Here is a 20887-nt window from a genome sequence, read left to right on the forward strand (position 1 = left end):
GCGTGACGGACCCGTGCAGGACAATGGCCGGATGCACATCGTGGTGGGACCAGCACAGGACGGCCGGGGCGGGCACCGGGTCCAGGACCTGACGGGCTCCGGGGACCCGGACGGGCCCGGCGTCGACGTGCCCGCCGGGGAGCTGGCCGCGTTCGTCGCCGACCGCGAGGAGGCCGCCCGGCGCGCCGGGTCCACGCCGCCGCGCTGGACCTGGGAGCGCACGGGCACCGTCTACCCGCAGCTGCTGGCCGCCGGCGTCCGGGTGGAGCGCTGCCACGACCTGCGGCTGTGCCAGGCAATCCTCGCCACGGCCGCCACCGCCCACGGGTCCGGCGTCGACGGCCCGCTGCCCTACGAACCGGTGCTGCCGCCGCTGCCCGCCGACGAGGCGCCCGGGCTGCTCCCGCCGCCCTCCCCCGCCGCGGACCAGTCGAGCCTGTTCGACCTCCCCCGCGCCACGGGTCCCGACGCGACCGTGCTGGTCGCCGAGCTGCGGGCACAGCTCGCCGCGGTGGCCGGCGCGGTGGACGCCCGCCGGCTGACCCTGCTGCTGGCCGCGGAGTCCCAGGGCGCGCTGATCGCCGCGGAGATGCAGCACGCCGGGGTGCCCTGGCGGGAGGACGTCCACCGGGCCCTGCTGGAGGACGCCCTGGGCCCCGAGCCGGCGCCCGGGGAGCGCCCCCCGCGGATGGAGGAGACCGTGGCCCGGCTGCGGGAGACGCTGCACGCGCCGGGGCTGAACCCGGACTCCCCGCAGGAGCTGCTCAAGGCGATGCGGGCGGCGGGGATCGACGTGACGAGCACCCGGCAGTGGGAGCTCGTCGAGTGGGCGCGGGCCGTGCCCGGTCTGGCGGCCCGGCGCCAGGCCCTGATCGAGCCCGTCCTGGAGCACAAGAAGCAGGCGCGGCTGCTCAGCGCCAACGGGTGGCACTGGCTGGCCACGTGGGTGCGGGACGGCCGCTTCCGTCCGGAGTACGTGGTGGGCGGGGTGGTCACCGGCCGCTGGTCGGCCCGCGGCGGGGGCGCCCTGCAGATCCCGCACGTGGTGCGGGACGCCGTGCGGTCGGATCCCGGGCGCGTGCTCGTGGTGGCGGACGCGGCCCAGCTCGAGCCGCGCGTGCTGGCGGCGCTGGCCCACGACGACGCCCTGGCCGCCGCGTCCCGCGGCAGGGACCTCTACCAGGCCATCGCCGACCTCGGCGAGGAGCGGGGCTCGGAGCTGACCGAGCGCCCCCAGGCGAAGGTGGCCATGCTGGGCGCGATGTACGGGGCCACCACGGGCCAGTCGGGCCGGCTCATGCCGCACCTGGCGCGGATGTTCCCCCGCGCCGTGGACTACATGGAGCAGGCCGCCCGGGTGGGTGAGACGGGCGGACAGGTCCGCACGCACCTGGGCCGCTGGTCCCCGCTGCCGGGCCCGGCGTGGGACGCGGCGCAGCGGGACACCGCCACCGAGGAGGCCGAGCGGCGCGCCGGGGCGATGGCCCGAGGGCAGGGCCGGTTCACCCGCAACTTCGTGGTCCAGGGCACGGCCGCCGAGTGGGCCGTGTGCTGGATGGGCGCCATCCGCTCGGCGCTGGCGCGGGAGGCGGTCGACGCCGAGCTCGTGTTCTTCCTGCACGACGAGGTCGTGCTGCACTGCGCGCGGGAGGACGCCGAGCGGGCCGCCGAGCTGGTCCGCGAGTGCGCGGAGCGGGCGGCCCGGCTGGTGTTCGGGCGGATCCCGGTGGAGTTCCCCGTCAGCGTGGCCGTGGTGGAGTCCTACGCGGACGCCAAGTAGGCCGCCCCGGCCCAGGTCACAGCAGGGGCCTCAGCACAGGTCCCGGTAGGGGGCGCCCGTCACGTGCCGGCGCCACTCGTCCTCCGTGATCGGGTCGCCCCGGTTGGCGCAGACCGCCTCGACCGCGTCCTCGGCCCGGACCAGCCAGCTGCGCACCACGCCGTCGTCGCCGGTGGCGACCAGCCGGTCCCCCACGAACCGCACGTCGTTCATCCGGTCGCCGGAGGCGGACAGGGCCGCGTAGACGTCGAGGTCCGCGGCGCCCACGGTCCACATCCACACGAACTTGTCGCCGGAGGCCCCGGCCAGCAGGGTGCCGTCCGCGGAGAACTGCAGGCCCTTGACGGAGGACAGGGCGTCCGAGGTCTCGCCCACGGGGTGGGGGTCGGACGGGTCCGCGACGTCCCAGAGCCGCACCCGGCCCGCCTCCGTGCCCACGGCCAGGAGGTCGGCCACCGGGGAGAACGCGATCGAGGTGGCCACGGAGTCGAGGGCCAGCCCCGCGGCCCGCCGCGGGGCGGCGGGGTCGGACACGTCCCACAGCTCCACGCCGTTGGTGTCGTCCGCGGCGGCGAACAGGGTGCCGTCCGCGTCGAACCGGGCCGCCTCCGTGCCGGGGACGGGGATCGTGGCCACCCGCCGGAGCGGCGCATCGGGGCCGCGGCGCAGGAGGGCGATCTCGGAGCCCACCTCGGACCACGCCGCGATCGTGCCGGCGTCCGTCGTGACGTCCGCGCCCGTGATGCCCGCCTCGATGGCCGCGGCGCGCTCCGGCTCCTCCGGGCGGCCCCCGTCCAGGGGCCACACGAGGACGTCCCCGTCCTCGGTGCCCCCCGCGACGAGCGACGCGTCGGGGGCCACGGCCCCCGCGTACCAGAGGGTCTCCCCGGGCGGGGCCTCCGGGGACGGCAGCGGCCGGGGGTCCTCGCCCGAGAGGTCGAAGAGGGACACGACGTCGGGGCCGACGCCGACGGCGCTCAGCACGGTGTGCTGCCGGTCCACCGAGAGCTGGTACACGGGCCCGCCCTGCCGGTGGATGACGGGCCCGCGCCGGTCCCACGAGCGGGTGGTGCCGTCCTGGGAGGTGGTGAGCACCCGCTCGCCCACGCGCAGCGCGCTGGTGACCCGGGCGGCGGTCGGGAAGGAGTCGGTGCGGGCGAGGTCGGAGAGCCGGTGCACGTAGGCGTTCTGGTCGAAGCTGGCGACCACGACGGCCTCGCCGTCCGGGGTGAAGGAGACGTCGCTGATCCAGCTGCCGAAGTCCGTGAGCGTCCCGGAGCGGGAGACCCGCTCCCCCTCGACGTCGTAGAGGCGCAGCTCGCGGGCGCTCAGCCCGGCGGCGAGGCGCGCGCCGTCGTCGGCGAGGTCCAGGGCCCGGACGACCCGCCCGGTCGGCACCGGGTCGAGGCGCTGCGCGCGGGCGCCGTCGGTGGCGTACCGGGTGATCTCCCCGGACGTCCCGCCCGCGTAGACCGTTCCGTCGGGGGCGGCCGCCAGGGCCAGGACGTCTGCGTCCTCCCCCAGCGCCAGGGCCGGCAGCTGCGCCGGGGCGCCGGGGTCCTCGATCGACCAGCGCAGCACCTCGCCCCGCCCCCCGGCCAGCAGCTGCCGGCCGTCGGGCGAGAGGACGACCGCGTTGACCGGGGTCCCCGCCCCCACGTCGAGCCCGGCCAGCCGCCGGGCCGGCGCCCCGGTGACGTCCCACAGGCTCACGTGCCCGAGCCCGCCCACCGCCGCGAGCACCCGCCCGTCCACCGCCAGGAGGTCCACGTCGCTCAGTCCGGGGGCGCCGTCGACCACGGCGAGGTCCTCCCGGTTCTCGGCGAGCCGGTCGCTGTCCCGCCACACGGACAGCAGGCCGTCCCCGGCGGCGCGCGCGACGACGGAGCCGTCGTCCAACGCCGCGAGCCGGGACGCGCCGTCCGGGCCGAGCCACCGCTCCGGGGCGTTCACCGCGGTGGCGTCGATCAGGGCCGAGGTGCCCTCCCGGGTGGGGGCCATCCGGTAGGCCGCGAGGCTCAGCTGCGAGGCGAGGTTGGGCGACTCGCCCCGGATCCGGGAGGCCTCCAGCGCGGTCTGGCGGGAGAGCGCCTCGTCGCGGGCGGTCTCCGCGACGGTCTGGAAGCGCTCCGCACGGACGCCCAGCGCCCCGGCCACCACGGCCGCGCAGACGGCCAGGGCGAGCAGGACGAGGGCCACGTGGCCGCGCCGCTCGATCTCCCGGGCACTGCGCTTCTGCCGCTCCAGCGCGTCCTCGTAGTGGCGCTCGCTCTCCGCCAGGTACTCGCGCTCGGCCGGGCTCAGGAGCGCCTGCTGGCGCGGGTCCCCGGTCCAGTCCCGGAAGGAGGCGAGCTGGCCCAGCGGGATCAGGGCGAGGGGGTCGCGGTCGTTGGCGAGCCACATCTGGGTGGCCCGCTGCAGCTGCTGGCGGACGTAGAGGTCGCGGCGGCTGTCCTCGATCCAGCGGCTGAGCCGGGACCAGTGGTCCAGCAGGGCCTCGTGGCTGAGCTGGATCTCGTCCCGGTCGATGGTCAGCAGCCGGGCGCGGGCGAACTCCTCGACCACGGCCGCCCCGCCCTCCGGCAGCTCCTCCCGGAGCACCGGGGTGCGCACGACCGTGGCGGAGGTCCCGGTGCCGACCACGCGCACGAGCCGCAGGAACACCGCGCGGGCCACCTCCCGCTCGCGCGGGCCCAGCCGGGCGTGCACCTCCTCGGCCCGCCGCTCCACGGCCTCCGTGATGCCGCCCGCCGCGTGGTAGTCGGCCACCGTCAGCTCGCGGGTGCGGGCGTGCTCCCAGGTGCCGAGCATCGCCTGGGAGAGCATCGGCAGCAGGCCCACGCCGGCCTCCGTGCCCCGGGGGGCGACGTCCCGCAGGATCACCCCGACCAGGTCCGGGGAGACGCGGGCGCCGACGGCCTCGGCGGGGCCCACCACGATCCGTTCCAGCTGCTCGCGGGTCAGCGCGCCCAGCAGCACCGGGCGCTCCAGGGCGGTGCGCAGCTCGGCGTGCCGACTCGCGGTGCCGAAGAAGTCCGCCCGGAGGCCGACGACGACCACCCGGTCCCGGCTCGCCGCGGCGAGCCGGTCCAGGAACCGCCCGGGCTCCTCGGCCTCCCGGGCGCCCGTCCAGAGCTCCTCCAGCTGGTCGACGACGAGCAGGTCCGGAGCCGCCGCGACGGCGTCCTCGAGCCGACGCACCGGGTCGAGGCCCGGGGTCGTGGCCACGGCGCTCCACCCGTGCAGGGGCCCGCCCTCGGCCCGCAGCCGGCCGAGGAGCCCGGCGCCCAGCAGCGAGGACTTGCCCGCGCCGGAGGCTCCCACCACGGCCAGGATGCGGGGTCCGCCGGCGTCCGCCAGCCGCACCACCCGCTCGCCGAGCACGGCGACCTCGGCGGTCCGGCCGAAGAAGTGCGTCTCGTCCTCGGGGCGGTAGGAGCGCAGGCCCACGTACGGGGTGGAGTCCGGCCTGACCGGGGTGCGGGAACGGTTGACGTCCTCCCACCACAGCTCCGCGGGGCGCTCGTCCGTCAGCCCGAGGGCGTCCAGCAGGGCCGTGAACTCCTCGCGCAGGGCCGGGCCGGGCAGGTGCGCCCCGCTGAGCCAGCCCTGGATGGTGCTGGCCGGCAGCCGGCAGGAGGCCGCGAGCGCCCGGACCGACAGGCCGCGGCGGCGGCGCGCGGCGCTGAGCTGCTCGGCGAGCCGGGGCCGCTCGGGGCCGGGCGGGGGCGAGGCCACCGGGAGCCTCCTCGGGGGGTCGTGGGCACGGGGGACCCTGGAATGGTAAGTCCGCTTGCCGCGGCGCCGGCAATGTTGCGTCCGGGGCGGCGTCATGCCCCCGGGCGTGCTACAGCGGTGCGGGCAGGTCCCGGCCGGTGTCCCAGGGCACGGCCCAGCCCAGCGCCGTGAGCACCCGGTCCAGGAGCACTCCGGTGAACCCCCAGACGGTCACGGTGGACGCGGTGCCCGGCACGGGGACCGTGAAGGCGGGCGAGCGGTAGGTCTGCCGGCCGCGCGTGACGGTCGCGGAGTGCCGGTTGGCCGGGTCGATGAGATCCAGCACGGGGACGCGGAACACGAGGGAGGACTCGGCGTGGTCCACGACGTCCACCGGCGAGACGTCCCGCCACCAGCCCAGCACCGGGGTGACGAGGTGGTTGGAGACCGGCAGGGGCACCGGGGCCAGGGCGCCGAGCACCTCCACCCCGTGCGGGTCCAGCCCGGTCTCCTCCTCGGCCTCGCGGACGGCCGCGCGCACGTGGGCGGCGCTGACCTCACCGCCGGGCACGGACAGCACCTCGTGCAGGTCCCCGTCCTCGGGGTCCAGGCGCCCGCCCGGGAAGGCGACCTGGCCGGGGTGGGAGCGCAGCGTCGCGGCCCGCTGGACCAGGAGGACGTCGAGGTCCCGGCCCACGCCCTCCGCGTGCTCGGCGGCGCGCGAGGGCAGGTCGTCGAGCGCGCCGAAGAGGATGAGCACGGCCGAGCGGCGGTAGTTCTCGTCGATCTGCCCGATCCGCCACGGCTCGCGGTCCTCCATCTGCAGCTGCCGGCCGCTGCGGGCCACGCGCAGCAGGTCCTGGTAGGCGTCGCCCACGGGCCGTCCTCCTCGGTGGTCGCGTCGTCGGTGGTCGGTGCCGCTCACGAGCTCAGGGGCCAGCCGTCGGCCTGCAGCTGGGCCCGGCTGCGCCCGGCGAGGAACAGCTCCAGCAGCTCCTCGCGGCCCGGGGCGAACTCGTACTTGAGCAGGGCCGCCGCCTGGACGGTGTCCGTGGGGCCCTCGCCGTAGGACGGGCACAGGTCCGCGACGGGGCACACCCCGCACGCGGGCCGCCGGGAGTGGCAGATGCGCCGCCCGTGGTAGACGAGCCGCTGGGACAGGTCGGTCCAGTCGCGGGGCTCGAACAGGGCGCCGACGTCCCGCTCGACCTTGACCGGGTCCTCCTCCGCGGTCCAGCCGAAGCGGCGGGCGAGCCGGCCGAAGTGGGTGTCCACGGTGATCCCGGGGATCCCGAAGGCGTTGCCGAGCACCACGTTGGCGGTCTTGCGGCCCACGCCGGGCAGGGTGACGAGGTCCTCCAGCCGCCCGGGCACCTCGCCGTCGTGGTCGTCCACGATCTTCTGGGCCAGGGTCCGGATGGCCCGGGTCTTGGCCCGGTAGAAGCCGAGCGGGCGGATGATCTCCTGGATCTCGGCCTCGTCCGCCTCGGCGAGCGCCCGCGGCGTGGGACAGGCGGCGAAGAGCCGCGGCGTGGTCGCGTTCACGCGCACGTCAGTGGTCTGGGCGGAGAGCACCGTGGCCACGAGCAGCTCGTACGGGGAGCGGAAGTCCAGCTCGGCGACCGCGTACGGGTAGGCCTCCGCGAGCACCGCGTTGATCCGGCGGGCCCGCCGCTTGAGCGCCAGCGGGGACTCGGGGGAGCCCGTCCGGCGGCGCCGTGCGGCGCCGGCGCGCGCCTTCGCGGGGTCCACGACGCGCAGATGGGCGGGCGGGCGGGGCACGGCAGTCGGGACCATGCCCCGATTCTAGGCGGCGCGCCCGGAGGGGTTCCGTGACTCGGTGCGGCGTGGCCCCTGTGGAACCGGGTGCACCGATCGTCTAGGGTGAAAACGACACTATGTGAGCTGTGACACGGACGTCCGGTGCCGCCGGGGGTCCGTGCGCGGTGTGCGACGAGAAGGGAAGACCACATGGCTTCAGAGACCACGTCCGCCGAGGGCAGGACCTTCGCCCCGAGCCCGGAGTTCGCGGCCCAGGCCAATGCCACCGCCGAGCTCTACCGCCAGGCGGAGGAGGAGGGCGTCGACTTCTGGGGCCGCCAGGCACGGGAGCTGCTGACCTGGAACAAGGAGTTCACCGAGGTCCTCGACTGGTCGAACCCCCCGTTCGCCAAGTGGTTCCAGGACGGCACCCTCAACGCGTGCTACAACGCCGTGGACCGCCACGTGGAGGCCGGCAACGGGGACCGGGTCGCCATCCACTTCGAGGGTGAGCCCGGCGACAGCCGCAGCTACACCTACGCCCAGCTCAAGGACGAGGTGTCGAAGGCCGCCAACGCCATGGAGAGCCTCGGCGTGACCAAGGGCGACCGCGTGGCCCTCTACCTGCCGATGATCGCCGAGGCGGTCATCGCGATGCTGGCCTGCGCCCGCATCGGCGCGATCCACTCCGTGGTCTTCGGCGGGTTCTCCGCCGACGCGCTGCGCTCGCGCGTCGAGGACGGCGAGGCGAAGCTCGTGGTCACCGCGGACGGGACCTTCCGCCGCGGCAAGCCCTCCATGCTCAAGCCGGCCGTCGACGACGCCCTCTCCCGCGGCGGCGCCACCGTGGAGCACGTCCTCGTGGTCCGCCGCAACGAGGCCGACATCGAGATGACCGAGGGCCGGGACGTGTGGTGGCACGACGCCGTCGAGGCCGCCTCCCCGGAGCACACCCCGTCCGAGCAGGGCGCCGAGGACCCGCTGTTCATCCTCTACACCTCCGGGACCACCGGCAAGCCCAAGGGCATCATGCACACCACGGGCGGCTACCTCACCCAGGGTGCCTTCACCCACAAGAACGTCTTCGACCTCAAGCCGGAGACGGACGTCTACTGGTGCACCGCCGACGTCGGGTGGGTCACCGGCCACTCCTACGTCGCCTACGCCCCCCTGGTCAACGGCTCCACCCAGGTGATCTACGAGGGCACCCCGGACTCCCCGCACCGCGGCCGGTTCTGGGAGATCGTGCAGAAGTACGGTGTGACGATCATGTACACCTCCCCCACCGCGATCCGCACCATGATGAAGTGGGGCGAGGAGATCCCGGCGGAGTACGACCTCTCGTCCCTGCGGGTGCTCGGCACCGTGGGCGAGGCCATCAACCCCGAGGCGTGGACCTGGTTCCACCGGGTCATCGGCGGCGGCCGCTGCCCGATCGTCGACACCTGGTGGCAGACCGAGACCGGCGCCATCATGATCTCCCAGCTGCCGGGCGTGACGACCGCCAAGCCGGGCTCCGCGCAGGTGCCGATCCCCGGCATCAAGGTCGACGTCGTGGACGACACCGGGCAGTCCGTGCCCAACGAGACCTCGGGCTTCCTGGTGCTGCGCGAGCCGTGGCCCGCGATGCTGCGGACCATCTGGGGCGACGACGACCGCTACGTGGACACGTACTGGTCCCGGTTCGGCGAGATGTACTTCGCCGGCGACGGCGCCAAGCGCGACGCCGACGGGGACGTGTGGATCCTCGGCCGCGTCGACGACGTCATGAACGTCTCCGGCCACCGCCTGTCCACCCCGGAGATCGAGTCCGCGCTCGTGTCCCACCCGTCCGTGGCCGAGGCCGCGGTGGTGGGCGCCACGGACGAGACCACCGGCCAGGCCGTGATCGCGTTCGTCATCCTCTCCGACCAGGCCGACGCCGAGGGCCGGGACAAGGCCGAGCTGGCCGAGGAGATGCGGGCCCACGTGGGCAAGGAGATCTCCCCGATCGCCAAGCCCAAGAAGGTGCTCATCGTCCCCGAGCTGCCCAAGACCCGGTCCGGGAAGATCATGCGCCGGCTGCTCAAGGACGTGGCGGAGGACCGGGAGGTCGGCGACGTCTCGACCCTCGCGGACCAGACCGTGATGCAGCAGATCGTGGACTCGCTCGCCAAGTAGTCCGCGCCCCAGCTCCGCAGCGCCCCCTCGCCCCTGCCGTGCGAGGGGGCGCTGCGGCGTCCGGGGGCCGCGCCCGGACCGGCGGGCGCCGGAGTGAGAGGATGCGGGCATGACCAGCACGCGCAGACCGATCTACGTCCTCAACGGCCCCAACCTCAACCTGCTCGGCGTCCGGCGCCCGGAGGTGTACGGCACCACGACGCTCGCGGACATCGAGGAGGCCGTGCGCGCCCGGGCCGCCGCGGGCGGGTGGGACGTCGAGTTCCACCAGTCCAACCACGAGGGCGTCCTGGTGGACCGGATCCAGGAGGCCCGCACGGAGGGCGCGGCGATCGTGATCAACCCCGCGGCCTTCACGCACTACTCGATCGCGATCCACGACGCGCTCGAGGCGGCGGAGCTGCCCGTGGTGGAGGTGCACCTGTCCAACGTGCACCGGCGCGAGGCGTTCCGGCACACGTCCTACGTGTCCCTGCAGGCGGACGTGGTGATCGCCGGGGCGGGGGCCTTCGGCTACGAGATGGCGGTCGAGCACCTGCTGCGGACCCTGGAGGGGTAGCCGCTCAGGCGGCGCAGGAGCCGGAGTCCACGGCCTGGGTGGCGCCCGCGGCGGCGCCCAGCGCCCCGCGCAGCTCGTCCAGGGTGAGGGCGTAGCCGACCTGCCCCTCGAGGGCCTTGGCGAAGACGACGCCGACGACGGAGCCGTCCTGCGCCACGAGCGGGCCGCCGGAGTTGCCCTGCTGCACCTGACCGGCCAGCTGGATGATCTCCATCGTCCCACCGGTCCCCTCCACGGGCGCGAGCGCGGTGCCCTGCACGGTGGCGGGCCCGGCGGCGAACGGCCCGCCCAGGGGGTAGCCCATGAAGGCGACCGAGTCCCCGGCCGCGGGGTCCGCCCCGAGCGGCAGCGCGGCCAGCGGCAGGGACGGCGCGGAGAGGACGGCGAGGTCGGAGCCCGGGTCGTAGTGGACGACGGCGGCGGCGTGCACCTGCCCGTCCCGGGTCTGCACCACCGGCTCGTCCACCCCGGCCACCACGTGCGCGTTGGTCACCACCTGCCCGGCGCCGGTCACGAAGCCCGAGCCGGTCTGGTTCTGGCGGCACTCCACCGCCATGCCGTAGACCTGCACCACGGACTGCCCGGCCGCCTGCAGCGCGGGCGTGCTCGTGCTCTCGTCGGGGGCCTCCTCGGCGGGGAAGAGCAGCTCGTCGAGCTGACGGATGCCGGTGGCCCCGCCCACGGCGTCCCGGGCCTCGGTCACCGCGGCGCGCACCGGTCCCGGGGTGTGCTCGTCGATCGTGCGCAGCACGGTCGAGGACGCCACCTGCTGGGACACGGCCGGGATGCCCAGCTGGCCGACGAGCGAGGCGAGCAGCGAGAGCACGAGCGCGGCGACGGCCACGTCGAGGGCCGCCCCGGCGATCCGGTTGAGCGCGCCCAGGCGCATGCGCTCGGTCACGGCGGACAGGGCGCGGCCCAGCAGCCCGCCCAGCATCTGCCCCGCCACCAGCAGGACCAGAACCGTGGCGAGCACGGCGCCCACGCGGTACTGCGGGTCCACCTGCGCACTCACCCACGGGGCGGCCGAGAACGCCGCCACCCCGCCGAGCACGAGCCCGGCCAGGGAGAACAGGGAGTTGAAGAAGCCGCGGCTGAACCCGTAGAAGAGGTAGCCCAGGAGCACGACGGCCAGGAGGACGTCGAGCAGGTTGAAGGACGGAGACATCGGGTTCCTCTGCGGGTTCTTCGGGGCCGGGGGCCGGGGAGCGAGCCACCAGCATAGGGAGCGTGGCTGGGAGATCCGTGGAGCGGGCCTGCCGTCCCGCCCGGGCCGCCGCGCCCGTCCTTGGGATTCGCGGGCCGGAGACACTACAGTGAACGTCAGGTACGTTAGGTCGCTCACACACCGGTGCGGGCGACTCCCGCTGACATCGGCCGCCACGGGCAACGGCCCGGCGGCACATCTTGAGGAGAACCATGGATATCGACGTCCTCCGCCGCGCTCCCCTGTTCGCGTCCCTGGACGACCAGGCCTTCGCCGCCCTCACCGAGGAGCTCACCGAGGTCGACCTCTCGCGCGGCTCCACGCTGTTCCACGAGGGCGATCCGGGCGACCAGTTGTACTTCATCATCTCGGGCAAGATCAAGCTCGGCCGCACCGCCCCGGACGGCCGCGAGAGCCTCGTGGCGATCATGGGCCCGGGCGAGCTGTTCGGCGAGATGGCGCTGTTCGACCCGAGCCCGCGCTCCACGTCCGCGACCGCCGTGTCCGAGACGCGCCTGGCCGGGCTCAAGCACGAGAACCTCAAGAAGGTCATCGAGCGCTCCCCCGACGTCTCCGCGCAGCTGCTGCAGGCCCTGGCCCGCCGGCTGCGGCGTACCAACGAGAGCCTCGCCGACCTGGTCTTCTCCGACGTGCCCGGCCGGGTGGCGAAGGCGCTGCTGGACCTGGCCGACCGGTTCGGCCGGCCCGCCACCGACGGCATCCTCGTGGCGCACGAGCTCACCCAGGAGGAGCTGGCCCAGCTCGTCGGCGCGTCCCGCGAGACCGTGAACAAGGCCCTGGCCGAGTTCGTCCAGCGCGGCTGGATCCGGCTCGAGGCGCGCGCCGTGGTGATCCTCGACCTGCAGCGGCTCAAGCAGCGCAGCCGCTGAGTCCCGCCCCGATACGGGAACGGCCCGGTCACCCTCGCGGGTGACCGGGCCGTTCCCGTGTCCGGGTGCAGAATGGCTCAGGTCAGGTCGAGGCGCAGCACGGGCCGGCCGTCGTGCACCTCGAGCACCGGGTTGCGGGCCACCACGGCCCGCTTCCTGGCCAGGAACGCGATCGCCGACGTGCACTCGGCGACCGACTCGAGCACGCACTGCACGCCGGGCGAGGAGAGGTCGTCGATCGTGCGGCCCACGGTGTCCTCCTGCCCCACGAGGTCCCCGAGCCAGCTGCCCGCCGGGTCGGCCACGGCCTGCGCGGCGTCCACCCAGCGGCCCCAGACGCCCTTCGACTCGAGCACGGACGGGGCCTGCCCATCGGGGACCACCGCGGTGAAGTAGTGGATGTCGTACCGGCGGTGGGCGAAGTCGGAGGTGATCCAGTGCGCGAGGGGCTTGAGCAGGTCGGAGCGCAGCACGAGCCGGCGCCGGCCGAGGACCTGGGCGAGGGACACGTCCCCCACGGCGAGCGCCTCCCGGGAGCGCATCCACTCGGCGCCCTCCACGGACTCGATGGTGCTCATCGTGTCCGACCCGGCCAGCAGGACGCCGGCCTCCTCGAACGCCTTGCGGACCGCGGCGACCACGGTGCGCCGCGCCCGGCCGAGGTCGTCCTCGACGCCGAGCCTGCGCGCCCAGTCCGCGGGGCTGGGCCCGGCCCAGTCGAGGGGCTCGTCGTCGTGGGGCTCGAGGGTCCCGCCGGGGAATCCGACGGTGCCGAGCGGTGAGTTGCCCGGGCGATACTTGAGGTAGGTCTCCACGCCGTGCTCGCCGTCCCGCACGAAGACCACCGCGGCGGCCGGTGAGGGCGCGCTGCCGGGGATGCCGGCACCCCGCTCGAGCCAGGCCTGCGCGGCCCCGCGCTGGCCCTCCGGGATCTCGAACCAGCGCACGGCCGGCGGACGGCCCTGCCGCGGGGGCTGCGAATCAGCGGAACTCGGCAACGAGCTCCACCTCGACCGGCGCGTCGAGCGGCAGGACCGCGACGCCCACCGCGGAGCGGGCGTGCACCCCGGCGTCGCCGAAGATCCGGCCCAGCAGCTCGGAGGCGCCGTTGATCACGCCGGGCTGGCCGGTGAAGCCGGGATCGGAGGCCACGAAGCCGACGACCTTCACGATCCGGACCACCCGGTCCAGGTCCCCGACGGCCTCCTTGACCGCGGCCACGGCGTTGAGGGCGGCGCGGGCCGCGAGCTCGTGGGCGTCCTCGGGGGAGACGGTGCCCGCCGCCCCGGACGCGGACACCTTGCCGGTGGCGGGCAGCTGCCCGTCCACGAAGGGCAGCTGGCCCGAGGTGTGCACCCACGAGCCGGTGACCACGGCGGGCACGTAGGCGGCCACGGGGGCCGCGACGGCCGGGAGCTCGAGGCCGAGCTCGGCGATGCGGGATTCGACGGCGGAGCCGTTGCTCATGGAAGTCCTCCGGTGTGGTGGGGCTGCGGTGTCCGGGCGTCAGCCCCTGGGGCGCTTGAAGTAGGCGATGGGGTTGGTCTGGACGGGGGCGTTCACGTTGCCCGCCGGGACGTCGGCGGGGGTGCTGCCGGGGAGCACGGTGACGAGCTCCCACCCGTCGTCGCCCCAGTTGTCGAGGATCTGCTTGGTGGCGTGGATCATGAGCGGCACGGTGGCGTATTCCCAGGTAGTCATGGCCCCAGCGTAGCCACGAACGCGGGGACGCGCTCCGCCGTGACGGGCCGCACACCGGCTGCGGCCAGGTTCGCGCTTGTAGACTGTCCGAATGGCTTCCCGCAAGAACCCTGCCACGCAGGCACCGTCAGCCCTGGGCAACGTCGTGGCGTTCATCGCCACGAGCGTCGTTGCCGGCATCGTGGCCGCCGGTCTCCTGGTCCCCCCCGCAGCCGCCACCGGTCTCGCCGCCAACGCCTCCATCGGGTGGTTCAAGGACCTCCCGGCCCAGATGGAGGCGGGGCCGATGTCGCGCGCCTCCACCGTGGTGGCGCGGGACGGGACCGAGATCGCCACGTTCTACGCGCAGAACCGCACCCCTGTGTCCCTGGACGAGATGTCCCCGCACATGAGTGCCGCGATCCTCGCGATCGAGGACCGCGACTTCTACGAGCACGGCGGCGTGGACCTCGGCGGCATCCTGCGCGCCCTGGGCAACAACATCATCCGCCCGGACGCCCGCCAGGGCGCGTCGACCATCACGCAGCAGTACGTGAACAACCTGCTCATCGACTCCCAGGTCCGCGCCGGCGAGGAGGCCACCACCATCGGCGCCGACAAGGGCTACACGGACAAGATCAAGGAGATCAAGCTCGCCCTGTCCATGGAGCAGGAGCTGAGCAAGGACGAGATCCTCGAGGGCTACCTCAACATGGTGCTCTTCGGCGGGCAGAACTACGGCGTGGAGGCGGCGGCCCAGTACTACTGGGGCATCCCGGCGTCCGACCTGAGCGTCTCCCAGTCCGCCGTCCTGGCCGGGATGGTGCAGTCCCCCAACTACTACGACCCGGCCGCGAACCCGGAGGCGGCCACCGAGCGGCGCAACATCGTGCTGGACACGATGCTCACCACCGGGGCCATCACCCAGGAGGAGCACGCGGCCGCGGCCGCCGAGCCCATCGAGGTGGACCCCAACCCCACGAACTCCGGGTGCACGGCCGCCGAGATCGCCCCCTACTTCTGCGACTACGTGGAGAACTCCATCCTCCAGGACTCGGCGTTCGGCGAGACCCCCGAGGAGCGGCTCAAGACCCTGCAGCTCGGCGGGCTCACCATCACCACCACGCTCGACGTCGAGGCCCAGCGGGTGGCCGAGGAGTCGGTCAACGAGACCCAGCCGCGGGACGACAACCCGGACAACGTCTCCACCGCGCTCGTCTCCCTCGAGCCGACCAACGGCGACATCGTGGCGATGGCGCAGAACACCTACTACTCCACCGGCGAGGGCGCCTCCAACACCACGTACAACTTCAACGTGGACTCGTGGATGGGCGGGGCCGGCGGCTTCCAGGTCGGCTCGACCTACAAGCCGCTGACGTACGCCGCGTGGATCGACGCCGGCAACGGCGCGGAGGACGAGATCGACGCGACCCGCACCCGGTGGCCCGCAGACCACCGGTGGAAGGCCTCGTGCCTGGAGCGCGGGTACAAGATCGAGCCCGGCAACAACGGCGAGGGCTTCGAGATCCAGAACGCCGAGTCCGGCTACACCCGCGAGATGGAGGCCGACTTCGGCCTGTACAACTCGATCAACACCGCGATCTACGCGATGGCCGAGGACCTCGACCTGTGCGACATCGGGGAGATCTCCGAGTCCCTGGGCATCGTCAACGGCAAGAACGGCGAGCCCGTGGACACCACGGTCCTCGCGTCCCTGCTGGGCGGCTCCGTGGACATCTCCCCCATGACCATGGCCCGGGCGTACTCGGCGTTCGCCAACCGCGGCGAGATGTGCGAGCCCCGCGCCCTCGAGCGGGTCGTGGACTACACCGGCAAGGAGTACGACATCCCCGAGACGTCCTGCGAGCGCGTGATCAGCGAGGACGTGGCCGACGGCGTGAACTTCGCGCTCAACCAGACCCTGATCCGCGGCTCCGGCTGGCAGCGGGAGATCGGCCTGCCGGGCGCCTCCGCCGCCAAGACCGGCACCACCGACAACTCGACCCAGACGTGGATGATCGGCTACACCCGCGGCCTGGCCACCGCGTCCTGGGTCGGCAACTACGAGTTCGGCTCCCGGTCCCTGAACGGGCTGTCGATCGGCGGGGAGCGCACCGAGGGCGACGACTGGGTGGACGGCTCCACCTACGCCGGCGGCCAGTGGCAGCGGTTCATGGAGGAGGTGGCCCGGGACTACGACACGGACGAGTTCGAGGAGCCCTCCGACCGCGTGCTCGAGGGCCGCAACGGCACCTCGGAGCCCGGCTGAGGCCGGGAGCGGGAGTGGATCGCGTGCACACCCCCCGGGGCGCCGTCGCGCCCGCCCTGCGGACCGCCGCCGCCGTGACGGCGGCCGGTGCCGGGGCGGCGGCGGGCCTCGGCGCGTGGGGCGTCGTCGTCGAGCGCCGCCGGTTCCAGCTGCGCACGGAACGGCTCCGGCTGCTGCCCGAGGGCAGCGCGCCGCTGCGGATCCTGCACCTGTCGGACCTGCACGTCTGGCCCGGCCAGCGCGCTGTGCGGGAGTTCGTGCACTCGCTCGCGGCGCTGGAGCCGGACCTCGTGGTGGACACCGGGGACAACCTCTCCCACCCCGGGGCGCTGCCGTGGCTGCTGGAGATCCTGGAGCCGCTGTTCCGCTTCCCCGGGGCCTACGTCCCGGGGTCCAACTGCTACTTCGCGCCGCGGCCCAAGAACCCGTTCCGCTACCTGTGGCGGGACACCTCCGGGGAGGGCCGGGACGAGGCGCCCCGGCTGCCCACCCAGGACATGCACGACGCGTTCGACGCCGCGGGCTGGACGCCGCTGATCAACCGCTCCGCCCGGATGGAGGTCGCGGGCCTCACCCTGGACCTGTCCGGGGTGGACGACCCGCACCTCGGCTACGACCGGCACCCCGGCTTCGGTGACCCCGCGACGGCGGATCTGCGCCTCGGGGTGGCCCACGCCCCCTACCTGCGGACCCTCGACCGCTTCGCGGCGGACGGCGCGCAGCTGGTGCTGGCAGGGCACACGCACGGCGGGCAGGTCTGCCTGCCGGGCGGGCGGGCGCTGGTCAGCAACTGCGACCTCGAGCCGGAGCGCTGCAAGGGGCTCATCACCCAGGGCGGGGTGCCGGTCAACGTGTCGGCGGGCCTGGGGACGTCCCGCTTCGCCCCGATCCGGCTGTTCTGCCCGCCCGAGGCCGTGCTGCTGACGCTCACGGACTGAGCGGGCCGCCCGCACGCCGGCCGTCCGCGCAGGCGCTTTCAGCCGCCGCGCGGCACCAGGGCCTCGAGCACCGCGGGCAGGCGGGTGACGCCGTCGGAGCCGCAGAAGTGTCCCGCCCGCGGCACCACCCGCACGGGGGCGTCGAGCCGCGCGGCGAGCGCCTCGGTGGCGGCCGCCGGCACGGTCGGGTCGTCGTCCGAGCGCAGCACCAGGCGGCGCCGGGCGTTGGCGCGCACGGCGGAGACGTCCACGTCCTCGGCGAGGAACTCGTCGAGGAGCGGCACGGCCTCGAGCCGTCCCGTGAAGCCGGCCACGAGCACCAGCCCGCCCAGCGTCCACGGCTGGGGCAGACCGGCGAGGTGGCGCAGGAGGGTGATGCAGCCCAGGCTGTGGCCCACCAGGTGGGTGTGCGGGTCCGGCTCGCCGACCGCCCGTGCCACGGCGGCCAGCCACGCCCCGGCTTCCGGGAAGGACGGCTCCGGCAGCTCCACGACCTCGGTCCGCACGCCCTCGGCGGCGAGCCGGTCGCGCAGCCACGGGAACCAGTGCTGGTCGGGGGCGGCGTCGTAGCCGTGCACCACCACCACCCGGCGGACCTCCGGCTCGGGCTCGCTCACCCGGAGATCTCGGGGACCGCCACGATGATCCGGTGGTTGGTCCTGTCGCACAGGTACATCTCGACCGTGCCCTCCGGCACCGGGCCGCCTTCGGGCCACTGGTCCTCGGGGATCTGGCGCAGGGGCCCGCCGCAGGACGGGCAGATGGGGTCCATGGTGATCTCCTCCAGGGGTCGGCTCCCGGGCCGGCGGGCCCGTGGCCCGAGCTTCCCCCAAAACGGCGCCGCCCACAATCCCCCCGCACCGCCCGGGGCCGGCGGACCGGAACGAACAGGCCCGGTCGGCCGGGCCCCGGCGGCCCCCGCCGGGCGGACCGGTGCGGCGCCTGTGGTCACACCATAGGATATGGCGTGGACCACCCCGGCTGCCCCGCCTCCCCGTCAGGAGATCCCATGACCGCCCCCAGCACGCACCCCGCCCCCGCCCCCGAGGCCCTGCTGGAGGAGCTGCGGGCCGGGTGCGGCCGCGACGCGGTGGTGGCCTCGGAGCTCGAGCACCGCGCGCTGGCCCACGACGCCTCCCACTACCTGCTGCAGCCCGCGGCGGTGGTGCGCCCCCGCTCGGCCGCGGACATGGGCCACCTCTTCCGCGCGGTCGCCCGCCACGGCCTGGGCCTGACCTTCCGCTCCGGCGGGACGTCCCTGTCCGGGCAGTCCGTGACGGACCAGGTGCTGGTCGACGTCCGGCGGAACTTCCGGGAGGTCGAGGTGCTGGACGGCGGCCGGCGGGTCCGTGTGCAGCCCGGGGCCACGGTGCGGCAGGTCAACGCCCGGCTGGCCCCGTACGGCCACAAGCTGGGGCCGGACCCGGCGAGCGAGGCCGCGTGCACGATCGGCGGTGTGGTGGCCAACAACTCCTCGGGCATGGCCTGCGGGACCGACGCCAACACCTACCGGACGCTGGAGTCCCTGGTGTTCGTCCTGCCCTCCGGGACCCGGGTGGACACCGCGGACCCGGACGCCGACCGGCGGCTGCGGGAGCTCGAGCCCGCCCTGCACGAGGGTCTGCTGCGGCTGCGGGACCGGGTGCGCGGCGACCCGGCGTCGGTGCGCACGATCGAGCGGCAGTTCTCGATGAAGAACACCATGGGCTACGGCCTCAACTCCTTCCTGGACCACGACGAGCCGGTGCGGATCCTCGAGCACCTGATGGTCGGCAGCGAGGGCACCCTGGGCTTCGTGGCCCAGGCGGTCTTCCGGACGGTGGAGATCCTGCCGTTCGCCTCCACGGGACTGCTGGTGTTCCCGGATCTGGCCGCGGCCACCCGCACGGTCCCCGCCCTGGTGGCGGCCCGCTCGGCCACGGTCGAGCTGCTGGACGCCACGTCCCTGAAGGTCTCCCAGCGCACGGGACTGGCCCCGGCGCAGATCCTGGACATCGACGTCCGCGACCACGCGGCGCTGCTCGTCGAGTACCAGGGCCGCACGCCCGAGGAGGAGCAGGAGCTCTCGGCGGGCGCCGCCGGGCTGTTCCGCACCCTGGACCTCGCAGTACCGCCCGCCCTGACGGACGACCCCGCGGCCCGGGCGGCGCTGTGGACCGTGCGCAAGGGCCTCTACACCACCGTGGCGGGGGCCCGGCCGAGCGGGTCCAACGCGCTGCTCGAGGACGTCGTCGTCCCCGTCGCGGAGCTCGGCGAGACCTGCGAGCAGCTCACGGGGCTCTTCGACGCCCACGGCTACCGGGACTCGGTGATCTTCGGGCACGCCAAGGACGGCAACGTCCACTTCATGCTCAACGAGCAGTTCGACCGCCCGGACCTGCTGGCCCGCTACGAGCGCTTCACCGAGGACATGGTCGCCCTGGTCCTCGACCACCACGGCTCGCTCAAGGCCGAACACGGCACGGGCCGCAACATGGCGCCGTTCGTGCGCCGGCAGTACGGGGACGAGCTCTACGACGTCATGGTGGCGCTCAAGCGGCTCGTCGACCCGGGCGCGCTGCTGAACCCGGGCGTGCTGCTCAACGAGGACCCCACGGTCTACGTGCGGGACCTCAAGACCGCGCCCACGGTGGAGCAGGAGGTGGACCGGTGCGTGGAGTGCGGCTACTGCGAGCCGGTCTGCCCGTCCAAGGACCTCACCCTCACGCCGCGGCAGCGGATCGTGGGCCGCCGGGAGATCGCGGCGGCCGAGGAGCGGGGGGACACGGAGCTCGCCGGCCGGCTGCGCGCCGAGTACGACTACGAGGGCCTGCAGACGTGCGCCGTGGACGGGATGTGCGTGACGGCCTGCCCCGTGCTCATCAACACGGGGGACCTCGTGCGCCGGCTGCGCGCCGAGGACCACAACCGGGTCGCGGACGCCGGCTGGGGCGCCGCCGCGCGGGCGTGGGGGGCGACGACGACGGGCGCCGGGCTCGGCCTGACCGCCGCGAAGGCCCTGCCCGCCGCGCTGCCGGCCGCCGCGACCGCCGCGGCCCGGGCCGTCCTCGGCGCCGAGCACGTGCCGCAGTACAAGGCGGAGCTGCCCGCGGGCGGCCCGCCCCGGCCGCACCGGCGGGACCCGGCCGCGGAGGCCGTGTTCTTCCCGGCGTGCATCAACTCGATGTTCGGCACGGCCGCCCGCCCCGGGGGCGGCACGGGCCTGACCGCCTCGGAGGCGTTCCTGGCGCTGTGCGACCGCGCCGGGGTGCACGTCACCGTCCCCGAGGGCATCGGGAACCTGTGCTGCGGGACGCCGTGGAAGTCGAAGGGGCTGCCCACCGGGTACGCCACGATGTCGGAGCGGACGCTGGCCGGGCTGTGGGAGGCGACCCGCCAGGGCGAGCTGCCGGTCGTCTGCGACGCCGCGTCCTGCACCGAGGGCCTGGAGACCATGTCCGAGCTGGCGGCGGCGTCCAGCGAGTACCACGCGCTGCGGTTCGTGGACGCGGTGGAGTTCGTGGCGGACCGGGTGCTGGAGCGACTGGCCGTCTCCCGCCCGATCGGGTCCATGGCCCTGCACCCCACCTGCTCGAGCGTGCACCTGGGCATCACCGGCGCCCTCGAGACGCTGGCCCGGGCGATCAGCGAGGACGTGGTCGTGCCGAAGGACTGGGGCTGCTGCGCCTACGCCGGGGACCGCGGGATGCTGCACCCCGAGTTCACGGCCTCCGCCACCGCGGCCGAGGCCCGTGAGGTCACCGGCCGCCGCTTCGACGCCTACGCGTCCCTGAACCGCACGTGCGAGCAGGGCATGACGGAGGCCACCGGCCACCCGTACCGGCACGTGCTCGAGCACCTGGAGGAGGCGACCCGCTGATCCGCGCGCCGCTTTAGGTTGTGCACAACTGAGTTGTGCCCAACTGATTCCCGTGCCACCATGGGGT

At 74.5% G+C, this 20887-nt stretch carries 16 protein-coding genes; 7 read left to right on the forward strand and 9 right to left on the reverse strand.

Annotation, left to right across the window (positions count from 1 at the left end; translation table 11 throughout):
• Nucleotides 1-31 precede the first annotated feature (31 nt).
• Nucleotides 32-1780: a bifunctional 3'-5' exonuclease/DNA polymerase gene (locus E7Z53_RS12155; RefSeq protein ID WP_176337856.1), complete on the forward strand. Its 1749-nt coding sequence runs from the start codon at nucleotides 32-34 to the stop codon at nucleotides 1778-1780.
• A gap of 30 nt (nucleotides 1781-1810) precedes the next feature.
• Here the strand turns inward: E7Z53_RS12155 and E7Z53_RS20650 are convergent, their stop codons facing one another.
• From E7Z53_RS20650 to nth, 3 genes are all read right to left on the reverse strand, one after another.
• Nucleotides 1811-5518, reverse strand: coding sequence for an nSTAND1 domain-containing NTPase (locus E7Z53_RS20650; RefSeq protein WP_176337857.1), 3708 nt, complete (start codon nucleotides 5516-5518; stop codon nucleotides 1811-1813).
• 109 nt (nucleotides 5519-5627) lie between these two features.
• Nucleotides 5628-6374 (reverse strand): NUDIX hydrolase, encoded by a 747-nt coding sequence (locus E7Z53_RS12165; RefSeq protein WP_176337858.1) that lies wholly within the window; start codon nucleotides 6372-6374, stop codon nucleotides 5628-5630.
• 44 nt (nucleotides 6375-6418) lie between these two features.
• The gene (gene nth, locus E7Z53_RS12170; protein ID WP_176337859.1) at nucleotides 6419-7294 is read right to left on the reverse strand and encodes an endonuclease III; all 876 of its coding nucleotides are present in this window, start codon (nucleotides 7292-7294) and stop codon (nucleotides 6419-6421) included.
• 174 nt (nucleotides 7295-7468) lie between these two features.
• Between nth and acs the strand changes: the two genes are divergently transcribed.
• Both acs and aroQ read left to right on the forward strand, forming a co-directional pair.
• Nucleotides 7469-9418 carry an acetate--CoA ligase gene (gene acs / locus E7Z53_RS12175; RefSeq protein WP_017832516.1) on the forward strand — a complete coding sequence of 650 codons (1950 nt, stop codon included), beginning with the start codon at nucleotides 7469-7471 and terminating at the stop codon, nucleotides 9416-9418.
• Between the two features lie 109 nt (nucleotides 9419-9527).
• Nucleotides 9528-9977 carry a type II 3-dehydroquinate dehydratase gene (gene aroQ, locus E7Z53_RS12180; RefSeq protein ID WP_017832517.1) on the forward strand — a complete coding sequence of 150 codons (450 nt, stop codon included), beginning with the start codon at nucleotides 9528-9530 and terminating at the stop codon, nucleotides 9975-9977.
• 4 nt (nucleotides 9978-9981) lie between these two features.
• On the opposite strand, the gene E7Z53_RS12185 is transcribed toward aroQ, so the two are convergent.
• Nucleotides 9982-11145, reverse strand: a complete 1164-nt coding sequence (locus E7Z53_RS12185) for a MarP family serine protease (protein WP_095651151.1) — start codon at nucleotides 11143-11145, stop codon at nucleotides 9982-9984.
• Between the two features lie 251 nt (nucleotides 11146-11396).
• Between E7Z53_RS12185 and E7Z53_RS12190 the strand changes: the two genes are divergently transcribed.
• Nucleotides 11397-12074, forward strand: coding sequence for a Crp/Fnr family transcriptional regulator (locus E7Z53_RS12190; protein WP_017832519.1), 678 nt, complete (start codon nucleotides 11397-11399; stop codon nucleotides 12072-12074).
• A gap of 77 nt (nucleotides 12075-12151) precedes the next feature.
• Here E7Z53_RS12190 and E7Z53_RS12195 read toward each other — a convergent pair whose 3' ends face one another.
• The 3 genes from E7Z53_RS12195 to E7Z53_RS12205 are packed head-to-tail and all read right to left on the reverse strand — an operon-like array spanning nucleotide 12152 to nucleotide 13775.
• The gene (locus E7Z53_RS12195) at nucleotides 12152-13072 is read right to left on the reverse strand and encodes an NUDIX hydrolase (RefSeq protein ID WP_217905704.1); all 921 of its coding nucleotides are present in this window, start codon (nucleotides 13070-13072) and stop codon (nucleotides 12152-12154) included.
• On the reverse strand, nucleotides 13056-13541 hold the full coding sequence (locus E7Z53_RS12200; protein ID WP_109243634.1) for a RidA family protein: 486 nt from the start codon (nucleotides 13539-13541) through the stop codon (nucleotides 13056-13058). The genes E7Z53_RS12195 and E7Z53_RS12200 overlap by 17 nt, the downstream gene beginning before the upstream one ends.
• Nucleotides 13542-13580: 39 nt before the next feature.
• Nucleotides 13581-13775 (reverse strand): hypothetical protein, encoded by a 195-nt coding sequence (locus tag E7Z53_RS12205; RefSeq protein ID WP_109243635.1) that lies wholly within the window; start codon nucleotides 13773-13775, stop codon nucleotides 13581-13583.
• Nucleotides 13776-13866: 91 nt separating this feature from the next.
• Here E7Z53_RS12205 and E7Z53_RS12210 point away from each other — a divergent pair, with 91 nt between their 5' ends.
• Both E7Z53_RS12210 and E7Z53_RS12215 read left to right on the forward strand, forming a co-directional pair.
• A complete protein-coding gene (locus tag E7Z53_RS12210; RefSeq protein WP_176337860.1) occupies nucleotides 13867-16023 on the forward strand; it encodes a transglycosylase domain-containing protein in 2157 nt (718 codons plus the stop codon).
• 23 nt (nucleotides 16024-16046) lie between these two features.
• Nucleotides 16047-16961: a metallophosphoesterase gene (locus E7Z53_RS12215; protein WP_017832524.1), complete on the forward strand. Its 915-nt coding sequence runs from the start codon at nucleotides 16047-16049 to the stop codon at nucleotides 16959-16961.
• A 38-nt stretch (nucleotides 16962-16999) separates the two neighbouring features.
• On the opposite strand, the gene E7Z53_RS12220 is transcribed toward E7Z53_RS12215, so the two are convergent.
• A complete protein-coding gene (locus E7Z53_RS12220; protein ID WP_176337861.1) occupies nucleotides 17000-17578 on the reverse strand; it encodes an RBBP9/YdeN family alpha/beta hydrolase in 579 nt (192 codons plus the stop codon).
• The gene (locus tag E7Z53_RS12225) at nucleotides 17575-17733 is read right to left on the reverse strand and encodes a hypothetical protein (protein WP_017832526.1); all 159 of its coding nucleotides are present in this window, start codon (nucleotides 17731-17733) and stop codon (nucleotides 17575-17577) included. The genes E7Z53_RS12220 and E7Z53_RS12225 overlap by 4 nt, the downstream gene beginning before the upstream one ends.
• 237 nt (nucleotides 17734-17970) lie before the next feature.
• Between E7Z53_RS12225 and E7Z53_RS12230 the strand changes: the two genes are divergently transcribed.
• On the forward strand, nucleotides 17971-20820 hold the full coding sequence (locus E7Z53_RS12230) for an FAD-binding and (Fe-S)-binding domain-containing protein (RefSeq protein ID WP_176337862.1): 2850 nt from the start codon (nucleotides 17971-17973) through the stop codon (nucleotides 20818-20820).
• The last annotated feature ends 67 nt before the right edge of the window (nucleotides 20821-20887 follow it).

Source organism: Kocuria salina (assembly GCF_013368965.1).
In the GTDB taxonomy this organism is placed as follows: Bacteria; Actinomycetota; Actinomycetes; order Actinomycetales; family Micrococcaceae; genus Kocuria; species Kocuria rosea.

Bases quoted from the DNA above. Each gene is read 5' to 3' on its own strand.
- E7Z53_RS12185 (WP_095651151.1), bottom strand. From the start codon at position 11,145: ATGTCTCCGTCCTTCAACCTGCTCGACGTCCTCCTGGCCGTCGTGCTC.
- E7Z53_RS12200 (WP_109243634.1), bottom strand. From the start codon at position 13,541: ATGAGCAACGGCTCCGCCGTCGAATCCCGCATCGCCGAGCTCGGCCTC.
- E7Z53_RS12230 (WP_176337862.1), top strand. From the start codon at position 17,971: ATGACCGCCCCCAGCACGCACCCCGCCCCCGCCCCCGAGGCCCTGCTG.
- nth (WP_176337859.1), bottom strand. From the start codon at position 7,294: ATGGTCCCGACTGCCGTGCCCCGCCCGCCCGCCCATCTGCGCGTCGTG.
- E7Z53_RS12155 (WP_176337856.1), top strand. From the start codon at position 32: ATGCACATCGTGGTGGGACCAGCACAGGACGGCCGGGGCGGGCACCGG.
- E7Z53_RS12205 (WP_109243635.1), bottom strand. From the start codon at position 13,775: ATGACTACCTGGGAATACGCCACCGTGCCGCTCATGATCCACGCCACC.
- acs (WP_017832516.1), top strand. From the start codon at position 7,469: ATGGCTTCAGAGACCACGTCCGCCGAGGGCAGGACCTTCGCCCCGAGC.
- E7Z53_RS12190 (WP_017832519.1), top strand. From the start codon at position 11,397: ATGGATATCGACGTCCTCCGCCGCGCTCCCCTGTTCGCGTCCCTGGAC.
- aroQ (WP_017832517.1), top strand. From the start codon at position 9,528: ATGACCAGCACGCGCAGACCGATCTACGTCCTCAACGGCCCCAACCTC.
- E7Z53_RS12210 (WP_176337860.1), top strand. From the start codon at position 13,867: ATGGCTTCCCGCAAGAACCCTGCCACGCAGGCACCGTCAGCCCTGGGC.
- E7Z53_RS12225 (WP_017832526.1), bottom strand. From the start codon at position 17,733: ATGGACCCCATCTGCCCGTCCTGCGGCGGGCCCCTGCGCCAGATCCCC.